Consider the following 5,777-nt stretch of genomic DNA (forward strand, 5'->3'; position numbering starts at 1 on the left):
CGAACGACGGCGGCCGGCCCCTGCTCGAGGGGCCGGCCGCCGTCGTTCGTGGACCTGCGCGCGCCCGGCGGGTCTACTTGCCGAGCGAGCCGGCGGGGACCGCGTTCCAGGCGTTCTGGATGCCGTCGTTGATCGCCAGGGCGGCGCCGCGCAGCGCCTCCCTGACGGGCTCGGGCAGGGGCAGCCCGTCGATGTCGGCGATGGTGATCGTGCCCGGCGCCGGCGCGGGAGCCGGTGCGGGCGCGGGTGCCGGACGGGGGGCGGGCGCGGGCGCGGGTGCAGGGGCCGGTGCGGCTCCGCCTCCCCCGCCTCCGGTCACGGTCACCCGCGTGGTCTCGGTGCGGACCGGGACGCCGAAGATGAAGGCGGTCGCGACGGGGTTGTAGACGCCGGCGGTGGTGGGCGTGCCCTTGATCGCGGTGGTGGTCGGGTCGTAGGTCAAGCCGGGCGGCAGTCCCTGGAACTGGATCGAGGCGCCGGGCGGCGGGGTGACGTAGTCACTGACCCGGCGCTCCATGTACTCGCCCACCCGCAGAGTGAGCGACGGGAGGGCGGCGGGCGCCACGTCGGTGGCCTCGACGACGACGGGCGTGGTGTCGGGTGCCTCCGCCTGTCCTGACGCGGCCCCGACCGCGGCCATGGCGGTGAGTGCGACGGCGGAAGCGATGACAGGACGGGAGATGCGCATACAGGCCTTTCGTGGACACCGCCGCGGACTCGCGGCTGACCCACGATAGCCCACCAAAGCACGTCACCCCGGAGCCTTCTCACGATGTGAGAGGGTTCCGGGGTGGACGTGGTCACCGGCGGCCTGCGCGACCGCCGGGAGTTTCCGGGGTCAGCCGCGGCCGTTAGCGACCGTCGGGCCGGGGGCCTGCACGGTGCGCGGAGCACCGGCGGCCACGGTCGGCGCGGTGGAGCCGGACGAGCCACCGTTCGTGGTCGCACCCGTGGTGGTGGACCCGGGCAGCGCCGGCAGGATCGCCGTGGAGCTGGGGGTGGAGGACCCGCCGTTGAGCGCGAGGGACAGGCCCGCGAGACCGAGCATGGCCGCGCCCGTGATTGCCAGCCCCGGGGCCAGGGCGCCGAGGGAGCCGGTGTCGGCGGGGAAGGACGAGCCCGGGACGGTGATCTCTCCGCCGCTGGTCGTCGTGGACCCGGCGGGCTGGGTGTCGCCGTCGGTGGTTCCGCTGGTCGTCGTGGACCCGGCGGGCTGGGTTTCGCCGTCGGTGGTCGATCCGGTCCCGGCGCCGGCGTCGATCAGCGAACCGAGCGGGGCCAGCGGGCCCAGGCTGGAGGTGTCGATGCCGCCGGCCGCCTCGCCTCCGGCGGTGGCCGAGGAGCCCGGCAGGCCGAGCGAGCCGGTGGTGGGCGCCTTCACATCAGGCGTCTCGTTCTCCGGCGTCCCGTTCTCCGGGGCCTCGGGGGCGCCGTTCGACAGGCTGCCGAGGCCGAGCTCGCCGTTGGCGGCGCTGCCCAGCGGGCCGGTCGGCCCCTCTGGGGCGCCCGGGCTCACGGGGGTGGTACCGCCCTGACCGGTGGAGCCTGTCGCGAGCTCGGTGACCGAGCCGGCGTCGCCGCCGAGCGCGGACACGATACCCGCAACGGTCCCGAGGATCGCGTCGGTGCCGTCGGAACCCGTGGTGACCTGGCCGCCGGCCTCTGCCTGCCCACCGAGGAGGCCCTCGACCGCTGCCGTCGAACCACCCGAGGCGCCGGCGGGCGCGGTGCCGTCGGCGTTGTTGACCACAAGCGTGGCGGGGATGCTGACGGGGGCGCCGTTGACGTTGCCGATGACGGTGATGTGGTGGGTGCCGCCGGCCGCCGTCTTACCCGAGATCTTGCCGTCGGCGTACGTCAGCCCCGCGGGCAGCCCCACGACGTTCTCGATCTGGATCCCGGCATGCACACCGCTGGCCAGCTCTTGGATATCGACCGAGACCTCCGCGCCGCCGGCGGTGAAACCGGTCACGATCAGCGGGGACGCCGAGGACGACGAGCCGGCGACGGTCTGGACGTCGCCGTTGACGGTCGGGGCGTCGGGAGCGGCGACGACGACTCCGCCCACGAGCGCGACCGCGGCTGCGGCTGCGACGGGGGCGACGAGGCGACCCCGGACGATACGACGAGGACGGGCGAGGCGAGCACGCATCGGCTGGTTCCTTCCGGAGGGGTTCAGATCGCTCACTCCCCGGAACGGGAGCGCAGACCATTACGGGTGCCACTCTAATCACATACACACCAACTGTCTACTGCTGTCACATAAGTCACTAACACCACGCTAATCACACCGGTAACACACCCCCAGGGGTATCTCGCCGGTCGTGGGCGGATGCTTATCCGGCGCGCACTCCTCCACCGCCACAGCACAAATGACGAGCGGCCCGATCCCTGGGTCGGGATCGGACCGCCGCGGCGAACTCGGGGCGTCAGGCCATCAGGGAACGGGCACGGAGGTCGGCACCGGTGCGACGGCGGACTCGTCCGGGGTCGCGGCCGCGCGGGCCCCGGCCGCAGCGGCGGCGCCGGAGGCCTCGGCGCCCGCGTCGTCGGCGTCGTCGGCGTCCTCGCCGGCATCGTCGGCGGACACCGACGCGGCCGTCAGGGTGGAGGTGACGGCGGAGCTGCTGGGAGTGGTGGCGCCGGTGACGGTGCTGACCGGATTGCCGTCGCCGTCGACGATCACCGTGACCGGCGGAAGGACCATCTCGCCTCCGAGGAAAGTGCCGCACAGCCCCTCGGCGAACGATCCCGTCTGCTCGAGCGACGCCGTTCCGCCGCCCTCGCCCGCGACCACGTCGAGCAGGTTGGGGAAGGAGTCCAAGGCGGAGGTGACGAGGTCGACGACCCCGGTGGGCACGCCGTCGATACCGAACAGCGGGTAAAACTTGGCCACCGAACCGCCCAGCCCGGGCAGCTCGCAGACGGCATCCGTCTCCGGCGCCAGATCGCCGATGCTCGAGTCCTCGCCGGTGACGCCCTCGAGGCTGCCGAGGGAGCCGCCGCCCACCGAGCCGGACCCGTCGCCCGAGGCGTCGCCGTCCTGGCCGCTGTCGTCGCCCTCGCCGTCGTCGCCCTCGCCGGCGTCGCCCTCGCCGGCGTCACCACCGACATCAGCGGAGCCGTCCGCCAGGCTCCCGTCGCCGAGACCCGCGGACTCGAGGCTGCCGAGCGGAATGCTGCCCGCGCCCGCCCCGTCGGGCGCCACTGCGTCACCCTGCGCGTTGACGACGGGAACGGAGAGGGCGACCAGCGCGAACGCGGCGGCGGAGACGGTGACGACCTTGCGGGTGAACATGTGTGATGAACCCTCTTCGACTACGGCGGACGGGGTCGAGCCCCCGCGTCCCCTCCGGGGCGCCGGTCGTCGACGGGAGAACTGTAACGCGGAGACCGGCGCCCGGGGGTGGAGATCGCCCCGGGCGCGGCGCGCGTCACTGTCCGAGGCTGCCCGCCCCCGTGGTGAGGAGCCCCAGCAGGGCGGTGGGGTCGGCTGCGAGGCCGCCCGCACCGGTCGTGGCCGCGGCCCCGGCGGGGGTGGCGTCGTCCCCGGCGGCGCCCGCGGACTGGCCGCCGAGCAGTGCGGGCGAGATCGTGCAGAGCATCTCCCCCGCAGAGCCGATCCCCCCGAGCGAGCCGCTGTCGCCGAGGACGGACGGCAGCAGCCCCACGACCGCGTTGACCAGCATCAGGACGAGGCCCGACGAGGCACCGTCCTGGTCGCCGGTCACCAGCGGCAGCAGCTGGGCCAGCGAGGCGCCGTCCAGCTCGCCGTCCCCGACGACCGAGCACAGGTCCGGGCCGGTGCCGGCCTCGCCGTCGTCCCCGGCCTCGTTCTCGTCCCCGGTGGCGCCGTCGGCCAGGCTCGGATCGCCGGGCGCCGCCGAGAGCGTGGGATCGGGCCGGGCGTCGTCGGTGGTGGGCTCGTCGGTGGTGGACGGCTCGGCGGTGGCGGAGGGATCCGTGTCGCCCTCCGCGTCCGCCCCGGCGCCGTCGGTGGTTGCAGCCTGCCCGGCCGCCCCGGCACCGTCGACGACGGTGATGGCGACCTTCTGCGACTGGGACAGCGCCCCGTTGGACACGGTCACGAGCACCTCGTACTCCCCGGCGCGGGTGGGCGTGCCGGAGATGACCCAGCCGTCCTGGGTGAGGCCGTCGGGCAGGCCGGTGACCTGGATGGTGGTGCCGGCCGGGATGGTGCCGCCGGCGGCGCGGGCCACGACGGGCTCGAGGTCGAGGTTCACGGGCGTCCCGAGCGGCATCTCCTGCGCAGCGGCCTGATCGGTGGCGTTCTGCGCGAGCTGGATGTCGCCGGCGTGGACGGCGGTCGGGTCGGTCACGGCCACGACCGTGCCGCCTCCGACCACGGCGAGCGCGGCCAGGGCGCCACCGAGGGCGAGCGTGCGGGAACGGGGGGCGGTGCGGTGCGAGCGTCGCTGGAACATGAGGTCACCTTGTCGTCCGGGAGCTGGGCACGACCGGGCCCAGCCCAGTCACACACGCATCGTACGTCACACCAGTCACACGAGCCACAGACATTCTCGGCGCGCCGCGGCGATCCCTACACTCACCTCTCGGACGCCAGCCGCGACGGAAGGACCCACGTGACCCCACCCCCCGAGATCGCCATCCGGGCCAAGGGCCTGCGCAAGACCTACTCCCACGGGCGGGTGACGGTGCGGGCGCTGGACGGGGTCGACGTGGCCATCGACAAGGGCCGCTGGACCGCGGTGATGGGCCCCTCCGGCAGCGGGAAGTCCACGCTCATGCACTGCCTCGCGGGCCTCGACACCCCCGACGCCGGCACCGTGACGATCGGGTCCACCGAGGTCACGCGCCTGCGCGACGCCGGCCGCACCCGACTGCGACGCACCCGCGTGGGCTTCGTGTTCCAGTCCTTCAACCTCGTACCCGCGCTGTCCGTGCGGGAGAACATCGTGCTGCCCGTCCGGATGGCGTTCCGCCGCCCCGATCGCGCGCGCCTGGACGCCCTGGTCGGTGAGCTCGGGATCGGGGACCTCCTCAGGCGCCGCCCCCATGAGCTGTCGGGCGGCCAGCAGCAGCGGGTGGCCATCGCGCGCGCCCTGCTGCCCCGCCCCGACGTGGTGTTCGCCGACGAGCCCACCGGCAACCTCGATTCCGAGTCCGGCGAGGCCGTGCTCGGGCTCCTCGGCGCGTGCGCGCGCGAGACCGGTCAGACGGTCGTCATGGTCACCCACGACGCGCACGCCGCCGCCCACACCGACACGGTGCTGGTGCTGGCCGACGGCCGGATCGCCGACGAGGTGGCCTCCCCCTCCGTCGAGGCCGTGGACGCGGCCATGCGCTCGATCGCCGGTCGCCGGCCGGCCACCGCGTGAGCGCCCGCCTGGTCCTCGGTCAGCTGCGCGCCCACGCGGGCCGCTACCTGGGGACGCTGCTGGCGATCGCGGTGGCCGTGGCGTTCGTCCTCGCCTCCGTGGGCGTCCTGCGGACGATGGCGGCGAGCGCCGACGCCACCTTCGGCATGCGCTATGAGAACACCGCGGTGCTCGTGCAGAACCTCGGCGACCGGACCTCCGCCGGCAGCGAGGCCGCGCGGGAGGAGGCGGCCGAATCACAGCGGCTCGGCCTTGAGGCCATCGCCGCCACGCCGGGCGTGCGTGCGGTGACCGTGGACGCGCAGACCTACGTGCGGGCCCGGGTGGAGGGTCGCGCCCAACAGATGACGACGACGACGACGCTCGCCACCGACGACGGCCTGCGCTGGCAGCCACTGGCGGGCGGGCGGCTTCCCG

The 5,777-nt window shown here is 74.5% G+C and carries 5 protein-coding genes and 1 pseudogene; 2 read left to right on the top strand and 4 right to left on the bottom strand.

The genetic code is table 11. The features are described from left to right. Positions 1 to 73: 73 nt before the first annotated feature. From DCI01S_RS17375 to DCI01S_RS15705, 4 genes are all read right to left on the bottom strand, one after another. Positions 74 to 688, bottom strand: a complete 615-nt coding sequence (locus tag DCI01S_RS17375) for a putative Ig domain-containing protein (protein ID WP_061230087.1) — start codon at positions 686 to 688, stop codon at positions 74 to 76. A gap of 150 nt (positions 689 to 838) precedes the next feature. Beyond that, entirely contained in the window at positions 839 to 2,152 is a 1,314-nt protein-coding gene (locus DCI01S_RS15695) for a hypothetical protein (RefSeq protein WP_061230088.1), read from the bottom strand. A 285-nt stretch (positions 2,153 to 2,437) separates the two neighbouring features. Then, on the bottom strand, positions 2,438 to 3,298 hold the full coding sequence (locus DCI01S_RS15700; RefSeq protein WP_156482639.1) for a hypothetical protein: 861 nt from the start codon (positions 3,296 to 3,298) through the stop codon (positions 2,438 to 2,440). 136 nt (positions 3,299 to 3,434) lie between these two features. Beyond that, positions 3,435 to 4,445, bottom strand: a complete 1,011-nt coding sequence (locus DCI01S_RS15705) for a hypothetical protein (RefSeq protein WP_061230089.1) — start codon at positions 4,443 to 4,445, stop codon at positions 3,435 to 3,437. A 159-nt stretch (positions 4,446 to 4,604) separates the two neighbouring features. Here DCI01S_RS15705 and DCI01S_RS15710 point away from each other — a divergent pair, with 159 nt between their 5' ends. Together DCI01S_RS15710 and DCI01S_RS15715 are read left to right on the top strand one after the other, a co-directional pair. Further along, positions 4,605 to 5,360: an ABC transporter ATP-binding protein gene (locus DCI01S_RS15710; protein ID WP_061230090.1), complete on the top strand. Its 756-nt coding sequence runs from the start codon at positions 4,605 to 4,607 to the stop codon at positions 5,358 to 5,360. Next, positions 5,357 to 5,777: pseudogene (locus DCI01S_RS15715) on the top strand (ABC transporter permease); the annotation flags it as partial. The gene DCI01S_RS15710 and the pseudogene DCI01S_RS15715, both read left to right, overlap by 4 nt.

The sequence above is a fragment of the Dietzia cinnamea NBRC 102147 genome, from assembly GCF_001571065.1.
In the GTDB taxonomy this organism is placed as follows: Bacteria; Actinomycetota; Actinomycetes; order Mycobacteriales; family Mycobacteriaceae; genus Dietzia; species Dietzia cinnamea.

What these genes read in the sequence shown, in the direction of transcription:
- DCI01S_RS17375 (WP_061230087.1), bottom strand. Translation starts at nt 688, where the DNA reads ATGCGCATCTCCCGTCCTGTCATCGCTTCCGCCGTCGCACTCACCGCC.
- DCI01S_RS15695 (WP_061230088.1), bottom strand. Translation starts at nt 2,152, where the DNA reads ATGCGTGCTCGCCTCGCCCGTCCTCGTCGTATCGTCCGGGGTCGCCTC.
- DCI01S_RS15700 (WP_156482639.1), bottom strand. Translation starts at nt 3,298, where the DNA reads ATGTTCACCCGCAAGGTCGTCACCGTCTCCGCCGCCGCGTTCGCGCTG.
- DCI01S_RS15705 (WP_061230089.1), bottom strand. Translation starts at nt 4,445, where the DNA reads ATGTTCCAGCGACGCTCGCACCGCACCGCCCCCCGTTCCCGCACGCTC.